The following is an 18716-nucleotide window of genomic DNA, read 5'->3' on the forward strand; positions in this document are numbered from 1 at the left end:
GATTGGTTTTGAGGCAATAGAGTGATTTTTTTTCACGCAGAGACGCAGAGGCGCAGAGAAGAGTTCAGTTAAGAGTTGGTAGAGTTGGTTTTCAGGGAGGATAATTTGACGCGATTTGCTTCTCTGGATAGACGTTGAGGAGCAATTTTAGGTTTGTATGAAGTTTGTTGTTTCTGTTGTAATGATTGAGAAATTTCCTCAGCTAATGTGGCAATTGTGGGCATTTCAAACAGGCGACTTAATGGTATTTCAATTTGCCATGTTTGACGAATTTGAGATATTATTTGAGTTGCTAGTAATGAATGTCCGCCTAATTCAAAGAAGTTATCTTCAATACTAATCTGTTTTAAGTTTAGTATTTCGACCCAGATTTCTGCTAATTTCTCTTCAATTTGGTTACGTGGTAATACTTTTTCTTTTTTGGGGTTGAAATTTATTTCTGGTGCAGGTAACGCACGACGATCAAGTTTACCATTAGGTGTTAAAGGTAAACTATCAAGTACAACAAAAGCTGAAGGAATCATGTAATCAGGTAGCTTCTGTTGCAGAAATTTACGCAATTGCGAAAATTGAGGTTTTGATGAATCAGGATTAGTAACAATGTAAGCTACTATTCGTTGCTGTTTAGATTCATCTTCAAAAACTATAACTACAGCTTGTTTGATGTCTGTAAATTGCTCAATAACTGCGGCAATTTCTCCTAATTCTATGCGGAAACCACGAATTTTTACTTGGTCGTCAATCCGTCCTAAATATTCAATTTCGCCAGTTGGTAAATAACGGGCTAAATCTCCCGTTTTATATAATTTTGCTTCAGGATTATTACTAAAAGGATTAGCAATAAATTTCTCATTTGTCAACTGGGGACGGTTGAGATAAGCACGGGCTAAACCTACACCTCCTATATGTAATTCCCCTGGTACACCAACGGGAACAGGCTGCAATTGTTGATTTAAAATATAAATTTGCGTGTTAGCAATGGGGCGACCAATGGGGACTATTTTTCGTGGATAATCTTTTTGACAATGCCAGAAAGTGACATCAATTGCTGCTTCTGTTGGCCCGTAAAGATTATGTAATTCTACATTTTTATAACGGGTAAAGAATTTTGATTGTAATTCAAAAGATAAAGCTTCACCGCTACAAATTACACGTTTGAGGTGTTGACATTCTTCTATTCCCTGCTCATTTAAAAATACTTGCAGCATTGATGGAACAAAATGTACAGTGGTAATTTGCTGGTCTTTGATTAGTTTTACTAAATAGTTACTATCTCGATGTCCTTCTGGTTTAGCAATGACTAAACAAGCTCCTGTAATGAGAGTCCAGAAAAATTCCCACACGGAAACATCAAAGCTAAAGGGAGTTTTTTGTAATACTCGGTCAGATGTATTTAGTTGATATTGATCCTGCATCCATAACAACCGATTACAAATTCCTTGATGGGTGTTCATTGCTCCTTTGGGTTTTCCTGTGGAGCCGGAAGTATAAATTACGTAAGCTAGGTTATGAGAGTTAAGATTGCAGGTAAGATTTTCTGAGTTTTGATCAGCGATTTTATCCCAGTCGCTATCTAAACAAATTACTTGAGCTTTGTAAGGTGGAAGGTTATCAATTAGGTGCTGTTGAGATAACAAAATTGGGGTTTGGGAGTCTTCCAACATAAAAGCTAGGCGTTCTTGGGGATAGGTTGGATCTAAAGGTACATAAGCACCACCAGCTTTGAGAATCCCCAAAAGCCCAATTACCATTTCTAAGGAACGCTCTACACAAATCCCCACTAAAGTATCTGCAACTACTCCTATTTTTTGTAGGTAATTTGCTAGTTGATTAGCTTTTTTATTGAGTTCCCGATATGTTAATTTATCATTTTCAAATACCACGGCAACAGCATCAGGTGTTTTTTCTACCTGTGCTTCCAATAATTGATGAATGCACTGGTTTTGAGGGTAATTAATTTTAGTATTATTCCATTCTAATAATAGTTGATTTTGCTCATTCGCTGTTAATAATGGTAATTCGGACAAGTGCTGCTGGGGATTAGCAACAATCCCCTCTAACAACACCTGAAAATGTCCCAACATTCGGTTAATTCTGTCAGGATTAAATATATCTGTGTTGTATTCTAAATCTCCTTGTAATCCTGTCTCTGTTTCTGATAGCGAGAGGGTAAAATCAAATTTGGTAGTGTTGTGTTCTAAGTTTAATTCCTCTATGGTTAATTCTGGTAATTCTATAGGTTCGGTTGTGTTATTTTGCAACACAAACATCACATTAAACAAGGGATTTTGACTCAAATTGCGCCCTGGCTGTATTTCTTCTACCAATTTTTCAAAGGGCAAGTCTTGATGAGCATAAGCCCCTAAAGTAACCTCACGTACTTGCTGTAACAGTTCTTTGAAAGTGGGGTTATTCCCCAGGTTTGTCCTAAGTACCAAAGTATTGACAAAAAATCCAATTAAACCTTCAATTTCTGAACGATTACGGTTAGCAATAGGAGTACCAACTAGAATATCTTCCTGCTGTGTGTAGCGGTGTAACAACACTTTTAATGTTGCCAGCAGCGTCATAAATAAGGTAACTCCCTCCTGCTTTGATAGGTCTTTAAGTTTCTCTGTCAGGGACTTGGATAATTGAAAAGGCTGTGTAGCACCTCTGTGAGATTTGATTGCAGGTCGATGGTTGTCAGTAGGCAATTCTAAAACAGGTAAGTTACCACCTAACTGCTGTTTCCAATAGTTAAGTTGAGTGTGCAGCACCTCGCCTTGTAACCATTTTCTTTGCCAAATAGCAAAGTCAATATACTGAATCTGTAATTCAGGAAGTGGGGAAGGCTGACCTTGAGAAAAGGCTGTGTACAATGCTGTAAGTTCTTTAATGAATATCCCCCTAGACCAACCATCAGAAACTATATGGTGCATGGTCAATAGCACTACATGATCTGTATCTGATAGTTTGAGTAAACTGGCTCTGATTGGTAAATCTTTTACTAAGTCAAAGGGTTTTTGTGCTTCTAATAAAGCTAGATTTTGCATTTCTTGTTCTTGTTTATTTACTTCTATCTTATGCAAATCTAGAACTGGAAGACTAAAGCTTTCACCTTGACTAATTACTTGTACTACTTCCCCATTTACTACTGTAAATGTAGTTCTTAATATTTCGTGTCGTCTGATAATTTCCTGGATACTTTCTGAAAGTGCAGGTACATTTAATTTACCTGTTAATCTAAATGCTACAGGTATTCTATAAGCACCACTATTTGGTTCTAATTGGTTAAAAAACCATAGTCGCTGCTGGGCAAAAGACAGAGGTATGTTTCCCTGGCGTGAGGCAGGTTGAATAGATTCTGAATTTGATTTTAATGCCTGAGTAGCTTTGCTAATAAAATCTATAATTTCTACTTTGCGTGCTGCTAATTCTGCTTTGATATCTGGTGTCAGGGCTTCTTTTGGCGCACTACAACGCAGACGCTCATTTTCAACCCATAGTCTGATCTCCTGACTGCAAAGGTAAGACAAAAATTCAGCAGTGCTTTTCATATTTCTATTTCCTCTCTGTCTTCGCCGATTTGCTCATATCCAGTTTGTAACTTTTGTACTGTTATAATTTCCTCGATTTTATCAACCAAATTTTTAACTGTTGGATACTCAAAGAAGCTACGCAAAGGTAAATCAATTTTCAAGGTTTCCCGTACTCTAGAAATAACTTGGGTAGCTAAAAGTGAATGTCCTCCTAAATCAAAGAAGTTGTCATCAATTCCTATTTTTTCTTTCCCTAATACATCAGCCCAAATATCAGCTATTATCTGTTCTGTTGGGGTGCGGGGTGGGACATAAGTTGCTTCATCTCCAGTTTTTGTATCTGGTACAGGTAGTGCTTTACGGTCTATTTTTCCATTAGGAGTTAATGGAAAAGTAGTTAAGGTAACAAAGAATTGCGGAACCATATACTCTGGTAATCTGTTTTCGGCAAAACTCCGCAGTTGCGAAATTAATTCTAATTCTTGCTTTTGCTGTAATGGTTGATTGGCATAAACACCCCAAGATTGAGGAGTGCTATTAATATTTAAAACTATTTCCTGATTCTTTTGTTCTGGATTATGTGCGGGAATTTGTTTTAAGAAAACTACGTTGTAGCAACCATCATTACTGTTGTTTGACCAACTAATTTTGACTTGATAAGCAAGTAAATCAGCTATTACCCAAAAATCTTGCGGATCAATTCCATTTTCTGAGGTTATTTGCTTCAAAATTCTTCGTAACTGCTCAACTGTGAGCAATTCGTCCGCAATTGCAAGTAACTCCAAGGTTTTAAGTTCAGCAACTATACGGGCGTTAGGAATCTGAGCAATTTTTAGGGTATTGGGTTGATTATTCAGTAAAAGCTGCTGCACACTTTCTACTGACAATTCTTTTTGCTGCCAATCTAACCAGGGTTGGTTTTCTGTATGATCAATCTGATAACCAAGACGAAGAATTACATCATACTTAAACTTGGTCAGTTCGTTATGATGATGACCTCCTTTCAATTCCATCTGCACATTACCAATTTGCGGCAGATGCTGTTGTAGAGTGGTGAAGAAATTAGGAGAAATGACTAACTCGTTTTCAGCTTGCAGAGAGTCTTTTATTCGTTTTTTTAACTCAGTTACAGTTAGGTCTGAGTCAGCTTGATTTAATTGGACACCAGTATGAAAAGCTTCTAAAAGTGGCAAGTTACGCACACCACCAATAAAAATACAACCTCCTGGTTTAAGGATACTGACAGCACCTTCTAGAACACTGACTAAATAATCAATGCTGGGGAAGTTCTGAATAATTTCATTGAGAATAATTACATCAAAAGACTCTGGTTTTATCTTGTCTAAATTATGGGCTACTCCTTGTACAAGAGTAACTTTAGACAATAATTCTGGCTGGCGTTTGGCTAACAATTGCTGCAAATATTGTAGAGCCGTTTGGGAAATATCTACACCACAGTAATGTAGACAGTGAGGTGCGACTCTGGACAAAATTAAACCTGTACCACAACCAATTTCTAAAACTCGCTGAGGCTGAAGTGCGAGAATACGTTCTACTGTATTTTCAACGCACTCGATAATTTCCGCTTCTGGTAAAGGTTGATTTGTATAACGGCTTGTCCAAACTCTCAAGTTGATTGAAGGGTCTTTTTCGGAAAATTGCCAACTGTAGAATTGGTCATAAAGTAATTCTAAATCTGAAACATATTCAGTTTCAAATTTATGGTTTTTGGGAGTTTGAGGTATTACGTAAGCGACTAATCGCTTATCATTAGCTATGTCGTCTCGTGTAACTACAACTGTGTCTTGTACTGATGGATGTTGTTTTAATACTGACTCAATTTCTCCCAACTCAATGCGAAAACCGCGAATTTTAACTTGGTAATCACTGCGTCCGAGAAATTCTATATTCCCGTCTGGTAAATAGCGAGCGATGTCTCCGGTTTTATATAAGCGAGTTGATTTTGATTGCTCAAAAGGATGGGAAATAAATTTTTCGCTGGTGAGTTCAGGACGATTTAAGTAGCCTTTTGCTAAACCAATACCAGCAATATAAATTTCACCGGGAATACCAATTGGTACAGGTTGAAGATGACTATCTAAGATATATATTTGGGTATTATTTACGGGTTTACCAATGGGTGTAAATCGTTTATGTTGTTGCTGGTTTGGTACGGAATACAGGGTAGTACAGATAGTAGCTTCTGTGGGGCCATAACCGTTGATAATGTGTAACCCAGGAATGCGGTTATTAATTGCTGCTAAAGTTTGCTCAAGAATCGGCTCTACCCCTACCAGTAACCGTCTTAATTCCAATTTTGCTGGTTGTTGTTCTAACCAATTTGCTAAAACAGGCAGCATAAAAGGTGGAATATAGGCACTGGTGATTTTGTGAGTATGCAACCATTGAATAAACGCTTGACTATCAGCACGAATTTCTTCAGGTACTATATGCAGAGTTGCCCCAAATAAAAGGGCTGAGAAAATTTCATAAACTGAAACATCAAAACTTAAACTTGTCCACAAACTACAAACATCTTTAACTGTTAAAGATTGTCTGTTTTCAAAGTCTGCAAGTAGGTTAATAACACCCAAATGGTGACAACAAACTCCTTTGGGTTCTCCTGTAGAACCGGAAGTGTAAATCACATAAGCCAAGGATGAACTATGAGCAATATATTGGGAACTACAAGAACCAATAGTTTCCCAATCTGTATCTAGGCAAACAAGTTGAGAATTATTTGTTGGTAGTTGATTGACTAAAGATTGTTGAGTTAATAAAATAGGTGTTTTTACATATTGGAGCATCAAAGCCAAACGCTCAACCGGATAGGTAGGATCAAGTGGTACATAAGCCCCCCCAGCTTTCAAAGTCCCCAGAATCCCAATGATCATTTCTAGGGATCTATTCATATAAATTCCCACTAAAGTCTCTGAGCCTACCCCTAATTTCTGTAAATAATTAGCTAGTTGATTGGCTTTTTGGTTAAGTTCTTGATATGTTAATGACTGCCCTGCCAAAATAACTGCAACGGCATCTGGTGTCTTTTCTACTTGAGTCTCGAATTGCTCATGTAGCCTACATAATTCTATGGGGTTAATCTGTGTATTATTCCACTGAAATAATTGATTTTTTTCCGCTTGAGTTAATAATGGTAACTCAGATATTTTGGCTTCAGGATTAGCAACTATACCATCTAGTAAAGTCTGGAAATGTTCTATCATCCGCGCAATGGTGGCTGATTCAAACAACTCTGTGCTGTACTCAATTGTTCCTATTAATCCTTGGGCTTCTATATTTATATCTAAACTCAAATCAAATTGAGATGTATCCCTTTCTACTTCTAAGGAAGTTATGACTAAATTCCCTAGTTGTAAAGTTGGCATTGGCTGATTGTGGAGAGCAAACCATACCTGAAATAATGGGTTGCTTCCTAAATGCCGTTCCGGTTGTAGTTCTTGAACTAGCTGTTCAAAGGGAAGTTCTTGATGTGCATAAGCAGCTAAAGCTGTCTCACGTACTCGTTTCACCAACTCTTTAAAACTCAGTTCCCCAGACACATCATTTCTGAGAACTAAAGTGTTAACAAAGCATCCTAGTAAATTCTCAATTTCGCTGTGAGTGCGGTTAGCAACTGGAGTCCCAACTAATAAATCTGTCTGTCCTGTGTAACGATAAAGTAAGGTTTTAAAGGCAGCTAATAAAACTATAAACAAGGTGGCATTTTCCTGTTGCCCTAAAAATTTCAGTTGATTAGTTAATGTTTCTGAAATGGTAAAATTTACCCGCGCACCTTGAAAACTTTGTTGTAGAGGACGGTTATAGTCTGTTGGTAAATTAAGAATTGGTGGCGCATCTTTTAGTTGCTGCTTCCAATAATTCAGCAGATGTGATTTATTTTGTAAAGATTGTTTTTGCCACAATGCAAAATCTGCATATTGGATGGGTAATTCTGGTAGTGGGGAAGCTTCACCATGACAAAATGCTTGATATAGTGCTGCTAACTCTTGATAAAAGATGCCGCTCGACCAACCGTCAAAAATAATATGATGTATACTCAAAAATAAAATATGTTCTTCTTCTTGTAATTGGATGAGAAAAATTTTGAATAGGGGAGTTTCAACTAGATTAAATGGCTGCTGAGAATACTCTAATACAAGTTGTTTAACTTTTGCCTCTTGCTCAGGTTTTGACAATCCTTGTAAGTTGATAATAGGCAGTTCTATTTTTAGTGTAGGCGCAATTTTTTGTACAACTTGCTCATCTATAACTTGAAAGCTCGTGCGAAGAATCTCGTGACGCTTAATAATTTCGTTAAGGCTTTTCTCTAAAATATTTATATCAAGTTGACCCTGCAAGGATAACATATTTAACTCGTTGTATGCAGTTAAATCTGGTTGTAACTGTTGCAGTAGCCAGAATTTTTCTTGAGTTAAAGATAAACTCAAGGTATCATCTGCTTTTCTTTGAGAAATCGTCAGATTATTCTTTAAATTGTTTTGGCTTTTTTGTTGTTGTAAACGTTTTTCTAATAAGGCTCTTTGTTCTGGAGACAAAGCGGCTATTCTTTCATTTATATCTTTTACCATTATGCACCTCAGACAAACAAGAAATTTTGATTTTTACCTTCTTGGTAAGTTAGTTGCTAATTATTGACTCAGTAGGGTGTTGGCTTCTTCACTAGACAGATTTTCAATTTCTGCTAATAGCTGTTCTATATTGTCCATTTCCTCTGATGCTTGTTTTTCTAAAATTACATGAGCCAGTTGACTAACTGTAGGAGCATCAAAGAGGAGGGTACGCAGTGGTAATTCAATTTGAAAAGCTTCTCGAATCCGGGAAATTGTTTGTACTGCTAGTAAAGAATGTCCGCCTAATTCAAAAAAGTTATCGTTAATTCCTACTTTTTCTATTCCAATAAGTTCTTCCCAAAGATTAGCAAGAGTTTTTTCAGTTTCATTACGAGGAGCTATATAAGTATTTTCTTGCAGAGTGCGTGAATGTCTGCTGTTAGATACCTGAAGAGAATTTATTGGCTTTTGAGCTAAGGATAAAGATAAAACTAATTGGTTAAGCTGCTCAATTCCTGCTTGTAAATCTTGGGTGGAAACTATAACTTGTGGTAATGAATTAGCTAAAATGCGGCTAAAGACATCAATTCCTTCTGTGGGTAGAATAGCATTTTTTAAGCTGGTTTCCCGCCAATTTTTGATTTCATTAGGAATAGTGGTATTAACTGCCATACCAATTTTTTGCCAAGCATCCCAATTAATAGCAATCGTCAATCGGTTATTTGTTGTTGTATTCCATTGTGCAAAGGCATCTAAAAAGGTATTGGCAGCACAATAATCTACCTGTCCAAATCCTCCTTGAATTGAACTTAAAGATGAACAGAGAACTAAAAAGTCTAAATCCTGATTTTTGAGGACATTATTTAAAATTATTGTTCCTTGCACTTTAGGAGCAAAAACACTTTCGGCCATTTCTGGGGTTTTGAGTTGAATCATCCCAGCACCAGCAACCCCAGCAGCATGAATCACACCGTTAATTGTACCAAAACGTTGTAAAGATTGAGCGATCGCTCTCTGCATCTGCTCATCATTAGTCACATCAGCAGCAAGTACCAATACTTCTGCACCTAACGCTTCTAATTCTTTAATTTTGTCGTTTTCAGATGTTACCGAACGTCCTAATAAAATCAGTTTAGCTTTTACGGTTCTGGCTAGGTATTCTGCTAAAGTTAAACCCATACCTCCCATACCACCTGTAATTAAGTAAACTCCATTTTGTCGTAAACGGATTTTATCTGTGGTAGCTGGTTCTAGAGAAATCGGTTCAAATGTTTGTACCCAACGGTAATTATTACGGTAAGCAATAATTGAATTTTGTGATTCTGCTGTTAATTCTGCCAGTAGTTTCTCTATAAAATCTTCATTCGCTAATCTTGGTAGTACAATGTCAACCAGACGACAACTTATATTCTGATATTCTTGAGGAATAACTTTACAAGCACCCAAGATAGTTGTTTTTTCAGGATATAATTCTTCATTTCCTGTAATTTTGTGCAGATTGTTGGCAATAACAAAAATTTGAATTTCATCACTTATTTGTTGTTGTCCAATAGCTTGCGCGAGGTAAACAAGACTGTAAAAACCTAAATTTTGAGTTATTTCCCAAGATAAAGCTTGTGATTGTGTAACGCTCCACAAATGAATTATTTGATTAGGTGTTTTATCTTCTTCCCGTAATTCTCGCAGCAAATGATAATAATCATCTGCTTGTTTTGGGTTAATAGTGTAGATATTGCTATCTATTTGCTTAAATTTTTCTCCTGGTTTGACATAAATTATATCTTGTCTAAGTTGTTGTAATCTCTGTCCAATTTCTGAACCTATACCAGATTCATCTATAAAAATTAACGAGTAACCAGAAGTAATCTCTTGAGTTTTAATGATGGGAACTCGTTTCCAAGAAGGAATATAAAACCAGTCAGTAATATTTGCTTTTTTACCAGCTTTACTGATAACTTGCTTTTGTATTTCTGGTTCAATCCAGTAACGTTGACGTTCAAAGGGATAAGTCGGTAAAGGTATGCGATAACGCTGTTCATGGCTATAAAAACCAGACCAGTTTATCGCAAGTCCTGCTAACCACAAACGCCCTAAAGTATGGAGCAAGAAATTAACATCAGATTTTTCTTCCTGGGGATGACGCAAAGAAGGTAATACAACTTGTCCGGCTGCTTGTTGGGTGTGTTGTTTAACAAGAGTACATAAAGTTCTTCCTGGCCCTACTTCTAACAAGATGCTTGCTGTTTCTTGCAACAAAACTGATAAACCAGCAGAAAAATTGACTGTTTGTCGTAAATGCTGCGCCCAATAATTTGAAGATGTTGCTTGTTCTGGTGTAATCCAAGTCCCCGTTAAATTAGAAATAAAGGGAATTTGGGGAGGATTAAGTTTAACTTTTTTCACTTCCGCAGTAAATGGTTGTAACATTGCTTCCATCATTGAGGAGTGAAAAGCATGGGAGGTATGTAAACGACGAGATTCTATTTTTAATGCAGTTAATTTCTGTTGAAATTCATCTATGGCTTCATAACTTCCTGAAACTACACACAAAGCAGGTGCATTACTAGCAGCTAAATCTAAATTTTTAGGCAATAAATCTTTAATTTCGTTTGCTGATGCAGAAACAGAAAGCATTGCACCTGTAGACATTTGCTGCATCAATTTTCCTCGCACAGCTACTAAAGCTAAGGCATTTTCTAAAGACATGACACCAGCTAAACAAGCTGCAACATATTCACCGATACTGTGACCAATCATTACTTGTGGATAAATACCCCAAGACATCCACAGTTGAGCTAAGGAATACTCAATGACAAACAATGCTGGTTGTGCTAAAGATGTCTGTTTTAATTGTTCTGTTGCTGCTTGTTTTTCAGTTTCCTGTGGATAAATAACTGCTCGTAAATCTAAACCTAAATATGGTTTGAGTATCAGGCAACAATTATCTACTTGTTCTTGAAATACAGGCTCAGTCTGATACAGTTCCTTACCCATATCCACATATTGAGTACCCTGTCCAGGAAACATGAAAGTAATAGCGCGTTGTCTGGGTTCCTCAAAATGAGTTAATACTTGGGGATTATCTGGATTTTCTAGGGTATTTATTGCTTCTTGGATACTTTGACAAACTATAAAACGACGATAATTAAAAACACTTCTTCCTACCTGCAATGTATAAGCTACATCTGTCAAATCTAACTCAGGATGTTGTTTGAGATGTTGAGCAAGATTTTGAGTAGCAGTTTCTAAAGCTGAATCAGTTTTGGCTGATAAACACAAAAGTTGATATGCACTTTTGACTTTTGATTTTTGACTTTTGACTTGTTCTGGTGCTTCTTCCAAAATTACATGAGCATTAGTCCCACCAATACCTAAAGAACTAACTCCAGCACGTCGCGGGGTAGAAGTTTCAGTCCATTCTGTCAATTTAGTATTGACATAAAAAGGACTATTTACAAAGTTAATTTCTGGGTTTGGTTGTTCAAAATTTAAGCTAGGCGGAATTAATTTATGTTGCAAAGATAAAGCGGTTTTGATTAAACCTGTTACTCCTGCGGCTGCGTCTAAATGTCCAATATTTGTTTTGACTGAACCAATTGCACAGAAAGCTTTTTTATCTGTTTCTGCACGAAAAACATTTGTTAATGCAGATATCTCGATGGGATCGCCTAACGCTGTTCCTGTTCCGTGAGTTTCAATGTAGGTAATGGTTTCGGGTTCAACATCAGCTAAAGCTATTGCTTCGGCGATCGCTTCTGCTTGTCCATTCACACTAGGCGCAGTGTAGCCAACTTTACCAGAACCATCATTATTGATAGCACTACCTTTGATGACTGCATAGATATGATCACCATCTGCGATCGCATCCGATAACCGTTTTAACAGCACTACTCCCACACCATTACCAATAACTGTCCCTTTGGCTTTGGCATCAAAAGCACGACAATGGCCGTCAGATGATAAAATACCGCCTTCTTGGTGTAAATACCCTGTTTTTTGGGGTATACGCACCGAAGCACCACCCGCCAAAGCCATATCACATTGGTAATTCAATAAACTTTGACAAGCTAAAACGGTTGCTACTAAAGAAGTAGAACAAGCAGTTTGTACTGTGAGACTTGGGCCAGTTAAATTTAATTTATAAGAAACACGAGTAGACAAAAAATCTTTATCATTACCAATTAATTTCTGAAAACTATTAGCTGAACCAATTTGGTCAATACTTAACTTAAAAGATAAATAATTATTTAAACTCGCACCAGCATAAACCCCAATCCGACTTTCACATCTTTGAGCGTCATAGCCAGCATTTTCTAAAGCTTCCCAAGCACATTCTAAAAATAAACGATGTTGGGGGTCAGTCATTTCTGCTTCTTTGGGGTTAAAGCCAAAGAAACCTGCATCAAATAAATCAATATCTTCTAATACAGACCCAGCTTTTATATAGTTAGGATTATTCAGTAATGATGGATCTACTCCCGCAGCAATTAATTCTTCATCACTGAATTGAGAAATGGCTTCAACTCCATTACATAAATTTTGCCAAAACTCCGTAATATTTTTAGCACCTGGAAACCGTCCAGACAATCCAATAATAGCAATATTTTCCATCACTCAACCTTTCAAATTACTGAATTTTCATCTCTCATTTATCAGCTTTAATGGTTATGGCATAAATGTATTTATTAACCATTTCTACTTTTGTCTTGGTGTAGCAATGCTAAACTACTACTGATTACTGACTTAATTCAAATTACTTAAAACTCTTCCGTTGCTTCATTAATAATTGATTGCGTTGGTTCAAAGCTTCTCTTTGTCTATCAACTCTTTCGCGCATTTTTCCTAAAGTTGTTGGTGCTTCTGACGTTTTACTTAAATGTTCCGCCAATAACTTGATAGTGGGGTTCTGAAAAAGTTCCACAACTGACAAATCCCGGTGCAAAATTTCCCTGAGTTTATTGTTTACCTGCACAACTAACAAAGAATGTCCACCAAGGTCAAAGAAATTATCATTAACACCAACCCTCTCTAATTGTAATACCTGTTTCCAAACCTTAGCAATTGATTTTTCTACCTCAGATTCAGGAGCTTGATAATTATTTGCTAATTCTGGACGTAAATTATCCGGTGCAGGTAAAGCACGACGGTCTACCTTTCCATTGGGTGTCAGAGGTAATGCTTCTAAAACTACAAAGGCAGACGGAAGCATATATTCAGGTAGTTTCTCTTTGAGAAAATGCCTTAACTCATTGACAGAAAACTTTGCTTTTTCATGGGGAACTACATAAGCAATCAGGCGATTTTTATTAGCAATAACTACCGTTTCTCGCACATTGGGATATTGTGCTGTTACTGCCTCAATTTCTCCTAATTCAATGCGGAAACCACGTAATTTAACTTGATGGTCAATCCTGCCCAAAAATTCAATTGTTCCATCCGCGCGATACCTTGCTAAATCTCCTGTTTTGTAGAGGCGTTTTTCAGAATCAAAAGGACTAACAATAAACTTTTCGTTAGTTAATTCTGGTCTATTCCAATAGCCTCGTGCTAAACCCACACCACCAATATACAACTCACCAGCAATACCTATAGGGACAGGTTGTAATTGTTGATCTAATATGTATATTTGTGTGTTGGCAATAGGACGACCAATAGGAACAATTCTCTCATTGGTGTTGGCTTGGCATTTCCAGGAAGTTACATCAATAGCTGCTTCTGTTGGGCCATAGAGATTATGTAATTCTGCGTGCAAACGTTCAAAGAAACATTTTTGTAGTTCCCAGGGTAATGCTTCACCACTACAAATTACCCGTTTAATACTCTGACAATTTTCTAGTCCGGGTTCTTCTAGAAACACTTGCAGCATTGATGGTACAAAGTGCAATGTTGTAATTTGCTGCTGGGTTATGAGTTGGACTAAATAGCTTGCATCTTGATGACCACCTGGTTTAGCTATGACTAGAGTTGCACCAGTAAATAAAGTCCAGAAAAATTCCCAAACAGAGACATCAAAACTAAAAGGTGTTTTTTGTAAAACCGAGTCTTTTGATGTTAATTCATAGGTATCTTGCATCCACAGTAAGCGGTTGCATAAACCTTGATGAGTGTTAATTGCTCCTTTGGGTTTTCCTGTTGAGCCAGAGGTATAAATTACATAAGCAATATTTTCTAATTGTACATTACTATCTGGGTTAACTTGGCTGTAATTAGCAAATTCTACCCAATCTGTATCTATATTTATAACTTGAGCTTGGTGTGGTGGTAGTTGATCAACTAGATGCGATCGCACTAGCAATAATGATAGTTGAGCATCTGCTAACATGAAGGCTAAACGCTCTTGAGGATAGCTAGGATCTAGCGGTAGATACGCGCCACCAGCTTTCATAATTGCTAATATTCCCACTACCATTTCTAAAGAGCGTTCCATACAAATACCCACCAAAGTATCTGGCTTCACGCCTAGATTTTGTATGTAGTGTGCTAGTTGATTGGCTTTTTTATTTAACTCCTGATAGGTAAGTTGTTGATTCTCAAATACTACTGCTACAGCATCCGGTGTTTTTTCTACCTGCGCCTCAAACAAGTGATGAATACAAGCTGCTTGGGGATAATCAACTTGAGTATTATTCCAATCTACTAGCAGCGTTTGACGTTCAGCAGGTGTCAATATTGGTAACTCGGAAATACGCTGCTGGGAATTACTCACTATACTTTCTAGTAAGGTTTGAAAATGCCCAACCATTCTGTTGATAGTATCGGCATTAAATAAGTCTGTATTGTATTCTATTGTTCCTGTTAATCCTGTCTCAGTTTCCATCATTGATAGCAGGATATCAAACTTAGCTGTTCCTGTCTCCAGTTCCTCAGTTTTCCAGATTGCGTCTGAATCAGCATTCTGAAGCACAAACATCACTTGGAACAGTGGGTTATAGCTTAAATCCCGATTTGGGTGTAAGGCTTCTACTAATTTTTCAAAAGGTAAATCTTGGTGCGTATATGCCTCAATTGCTACCTTTCGCACTCGTGCCAACAATTCTTTAAAGCTGGGATTTCCTGCTAAATTGCTACGCAATACCAAAGTATTGACAAAACACCCGATTAATTGTTCTATTTCAGTACGGTTACGGTTAGCTATGGGTGAACCAACCAAAATATCTTCTTGACCTGTGTAGCGGTATAACAAAGTTTGAAAGGTCGCTAACAAGGTCATAAATAAAGTAGCGTCTTCCCCTTTACTTAACTGTTTGATTTTTTCAGTTAAGGCTTTTGACAATATAAACTTATGCTGCGCTCCTTTAAAAGTCTGTATTGGCGGTCTAGGACGGTCTGTAGGTAGTTGTAATACAGGCAGATTTCCGCTTAATTTTTGTTGCCAATAAGTTAAATGCTGTGCTAAAACTTCTCCTTGTAAATAACTGCGTTGCCAATAGACAAAATCGGTGTACTGCAAAGGCAGTTCTGATAAAGGAGAAGATTTACCAGCACAGAAAGCCTGATAAATTATTGATAGTTCTTTAACTAAAATATTGATTGACGAACCATCACCAACTAAGTGATGCAGCGTCAAAATCAATATTGACTTTTCTGGTTGTAATTTTACCAGTTTTGCCCGTAATAAGGGTGGTTGTCCTAAATCAAAAGATGCTTGAGCTTCTTGAATAGATAAGGTTTTGATTTCAATTTCTTGCTGTTGCTGCCCAAGATGCTGTAAATCAACTTGCGGTACAGTGAAGTTAACAAAATCTACAACTTTCTGAGCAGATTCACCATCTACTATTTCAAAGCTGGTACGTAAGATTTCGTGTCTTTGAATAATGGCATTGATACTATTAACTAATGCTGATAAATTTAAATATCCGGGAATGTGAACCGCTACAGGAATGTTATATGTAGCTGTCCCTGGTTGCAGTTGACTTATAAACCATAACTGTTGTTGAGTAAAGGTTAGGGGATGATGATGAGTATTTGTCTCAACTTGAGAAATAGGCAAGTATACATGAGTGTAGTTGCTATTAACTTGGTTGAGGATTTGGTTTGCTAACTCAGCAATACCAGCACCATCAAAGAATTCAGCGATAGATATAGCTACTTCAAAATCAACTTCTATGCGATTTTTTAACTCGAAAACTTTGAGAGAATCTAACCCTAAGCTATTTATAGGTTGCTCTGACGCTACTTGCTCAGGTTTTACTCTCAATACCCTAGCTACTAATTTTTGTAGGTGATAATTTAATAATTGCTGTCTTTGTTGTGGTGCTACTGCTAGTAAGTCGCTGCGGGTGAGAATTGTTTCTGGTTCTGTTGTTTGACTGATTTCTAGAATACTACTACCAACAACTTCTAATGTACCTTCTAAAAATCTAGCTTTTGTGGCTCGACGCTGAATTTTACCACTGGATGTTTTGGGAATTGTGCCAGCTTTGATTAAAATGACTGCATAGACTTGTATTTCATGTTCTGCGGTTACAGCTTGACGAATAGCAGCCGTAACTTCTTCTATATTCGGTTTGGCACGAAATTCTAGTTCTTGTACTACTACTAACTGTTCTTCTTTTTCAACTTCTACCGCAAAGGCTGCAACACTTCCCGCACGCAACATTTTATGGCTGCTTTCTGCTGTCAGTTCAATATCTTGTGGGTAAAGGTTGCGTCCCCTGATGATGATTAAATCTTTTGCTCGTCCAGTAATGAAGAGTTCACCATGATGGAGAAAACCTAAATCTCCAGTCCGCAAAAATGGCCCTTCTCCCGTGTCTTGCAGATATGCGTGGAATGTTTGCTCTGTTTCCTCTGGTCTGTTCCAATATCCATGACCAATACTCGGCCCTGATACCCAAATTTCCCCGACTTCATCAGCCGCACAACGGGTTAAGGTGTCGGGGTTGGCAATCATAATCTGTTGTTGCGGTACAACTTGACCACAACTAACTATTTGAATACTGTTATCTGCGTTATTAGCAGCATCAATTACATGGTTGCATTCTAAAGCGGGTTTTTGTAATGTCTTTGTTCTGACTAATGCAGATTTGACGCTGCCAGATACCATTAAAGTTGCTTCTGCCATGCCATAGCAAGGATAAAAGGCTTCTGGACGAAATCCGCATTCAGCAAAGGTCTGAATAAATCTCTCTAATGTGTCCTGACGAATTGGTTCAGCACCGTTAAATGCTACACTCCAACTGCTTAAGTCTAGAGTTTCCCGTTGTTCGGGGGTAATTTTGTCAACACACAGTTGGTATGCAAAGTTAGGCGCACCACTGGTTGTACCTCGATAATCAGAAATCGCTTTTAACCAACGATAGGGACGCTGAAGAAAGGTTGCGGGTGGCATCATGACACATGGAAAACCTCCATATAAAGGTTGCAGTATGCCTCCAATTAGTCCCATATCATGATAAACGGGTAGCCAAGTTACAAACTTACTACTAGCGGTATGTTCCATATATTGGCGTGTCACAGCCGCATTGTGTAACAGGTTGCTATGACTGAGCATGACACCTTTGGGTGTGCCAGTAGAACCGGATGTATATTGTAAAAAGGCTAGTGTGTCTTGATTGATTACAGGCTGTTGCCAAGATGCTTCTATGCCTGGTTCAAGGTTATCTGTGGTTAGCCAATGCAAATTATGAATATCAAATTTATCGCTTAATAAAGTTTGCACCTGTGACAATATACCTGATGTCGTCAGGATGATTGCGGCTTGTGCATCTTGTAAAATCGCTAAAATTCTGGGTGTGTTGCGCTGGTTGCGTGGTGGATAAGCGGGAACGGCTACGACTCCAGCATACAGACAACCGAAAAACGCTGCTAGGTAATCTAGTCCTGGTGGGTAAAGGAGTAAGGCTCGTTCACCAGTTAATTTTAGTGCTTGTAGTTGGGATGCGATCGCACGAGAGCATTTGTCCAATTCCTGATAAGTCTGTGTTGCCTCGGTTGTCTCTCCATCTGCTAAAAAGGTAAAAGCTATCTGCTGTGCTTGTATGGAGCTTCTCCAACGAAGAACATCAACAACTGTAGATATTTCCAGATCGGTTTTTAAGCCATTAAAAGGTTGATTCATCGGAATATTACTTTCAACCATTGCTCCCTGCACACTCATAGTTTTTGATTGGAGAGGCCATTCTCTGCTGTTATTTTGCCAACGGAATGATTAACTCTGCGGCGATCGCTTCAGAATGCCCATCAAGCGTAAAAAATTCTTTTTGGGGTTTGTGTTGGAACTTCAGATTTTAAAGTATTGGTGCTTCCAACCCTTTCCTGTTTACAACCAGGATCACCCTTGTCCTCATTGGGTATTGATTTTGATTGGCGGCAATTACTCCAATTTAGCTCCAACAAGTGGCAGTTTGAACTCCACTCATTTGCAAGTTATTTTCAATTAGCTTTTTGCAGTTTAATAAAAACTTTTATCATTTGCAAGGTTTTTTAAATAAATAGAAATTATTGATGGATACAATTAGTATTAACTGATGCTATAGATACCACAGACTTGGTTTGAAGATTAACCGTGTGATTAATTAGTTTGCATATATACGCTTTAACATATACAAACGAGATTTGCATTGTAATTCCTAGATTTCAGTCTAATAAGTCTTCTCAAGATTATTATCAAAAATTGTTACTT

The 18716-nt window shown here is 37.6% G+C and carries 4 protein-coding genes; all 4 read right to left on the minus strand.

The window, feature by feature from the left end:
- Window positions 1-68 precede the first annotated feature (68 nt).
- The 4 genes from A3775_RS22100 to A3775_RS22115 all read right to left on the minus strand — a co-directional run bounded on the left by A3775_RS22100 (window position 69) and on the right by A3775_RS22115 (window position 18152).
- On the minus strand, window positions 69-3539 hold the full coding sequence (locus A3775_RS22100) for a non-ribosomal peptide synthetase (protein WP_066426817.1): 3471 nt from the start codon (window positions 3537-3539) through the stop codon (window positions 69-71).
- Window positions 3536-8110 (minus strand): non-ribosomal peptide synthetase, encoded by a 4575-nt coding sequence (locus A3775_RS22105; protein ID WP_066426819.1) that lies wholly within the window; start codon window positions 8108-8110, stop codon window positions 3536-3538. The genes A3775_RS22100 and A3775_RS22105 overlap by 4 nt, the downstream gene beginning before the upstream one ends.
- A gap of 60 nt (window positions 8111-8170) precedes the next feature.
- On the minus strand, window positions 8171-12703 hold the full coding sequence (locus A3775_RS22110) for a type I polyketide synthase (protein WP_066426821.1): 4533 nt from the start codon (window positions 12701-12703) through the stop codon (window positions 8171-8173).
- 142 nt (window positions 12704-12845) lie between these two features.
- Window positions 12846-18152 (minus strand): non-ribosomal peptide synthetase, encoded by a 5307-nt coding sequence (locus A3775_RS22115; protein WP_066426846.1) that lies wholly within the window; start codon window positions 18150-18152, stop codon window positions 12846-12848.
- Between the last annotated feature and the right edge of the window lie 564 nt (window positions 18153-18716).

Source organism: Anabaena sp. 4-3 (assembly GCF_001597745.1).
Taxonomy (GTDB): Bacteria; Cyanobacteriota; Cyanobacteriia; order Cyanobacteriales; family Nostocaceae; genus Trichormus.